General features: G+C 70.4%; 1 protein-coding gene. It reads right to left on the reverse strand.

Annotated features, from left to right (window positions below; translation table 11 throughout):
* Nucleotides 1-975 (reverse strand): acyltransferase domain-containing protein (locus IF37_RS40340; RefSeq protein WP_253915969.1); only part of this gene is annotated, 975 nt, incomplete at its 3' end.
* Nucleotides 976-992: the final 17 nt, after the last annotated feature.

The following is a 992-nucleotide window of genomic DNA, read 5'->3' on the forward strand; positions in this document are numbered from 1 at the left end:
CGGGGTGGTGGGCTGGAGCCAGTAGTGCTGGTGCTGGAAGGGATACGAGGGCACCCGCGCGCTCAACGTCCCCGCCGGTGTGGTCACGGGTGGCATCCAGCCCGCGGCGCCGTCCGCCCACAACCGCCCCAGCCCCGCGAACAACCGCTCCGGAGAATCACCACCACGCCGCATCAACCCATTGCCCACCAGCAACGGATGCGGACCCACCTCCACCAACCCCGTAACACCCCGGCCCGCCAGCCACTCCACAGCATCGGCGAACCGCACCCGCTCCCGCACCTGCCGCACCCAATACCCAGGCACCCCCATGTCCACCGGACGCCCGGCCACCGTGGACACCACCGCAATCACCGGCTCACCGAACGACAAACCCGCCGCCACCCGGCCCAGCTCCTCCAACACCGGATCCATCCGCGCCGAATGAAACGCGTGACTGACCGCCAGCCGCCGCACCCGGCGCCCACGACCCCGCCACACCTCACCCACCGCCGCCACCGCCGCCTCGTCCCCCGACACCACCACCGCGTCCACCGCGTTGACCGCCGCCACCTCGGCACCCGGCACCAGCGACCCCTCCACCTCCTCCACCGACGCCTGCACCGACACCATCGCCCCACCACCGGCCAGCCCCTGCATCAACCGGCCCCGCGCCCCCACCAGCACACACGCATCCTCCAGCCCCAAGACCCCCGCCACATGAGCCGCCGCGATCTCACCCACCGAATGCCCCACCACAAAATCCGGCCGCACACCCAACCACTCCGCCAACCGGAACAACGCCACCTCCAACGCGAACACCCCACCCTGCGTGAACAACGTCTCCCCCAACACCCCCTCCCCGTCCTCGAACAACACCCCGACCGGCAAACCCAACAACCCACACACCTCGTCCAGCGCCCGCGCGAACACCGGAAACACCCGATACAGACCCCGCCCCATCCCCACCCACTGACCACCCTGACCGGAGAACACAAACGCCGACCCACCCG

Origin of the sequence: Streptomyces sp. NRRL S-31, assembly GCF_000718775.1 — a bacterium.
Lineage (GTDB): Bacteria > Actinomycetota > Actinomycetes > Streptomycetales > Streptomycetaceae > Streptomyces.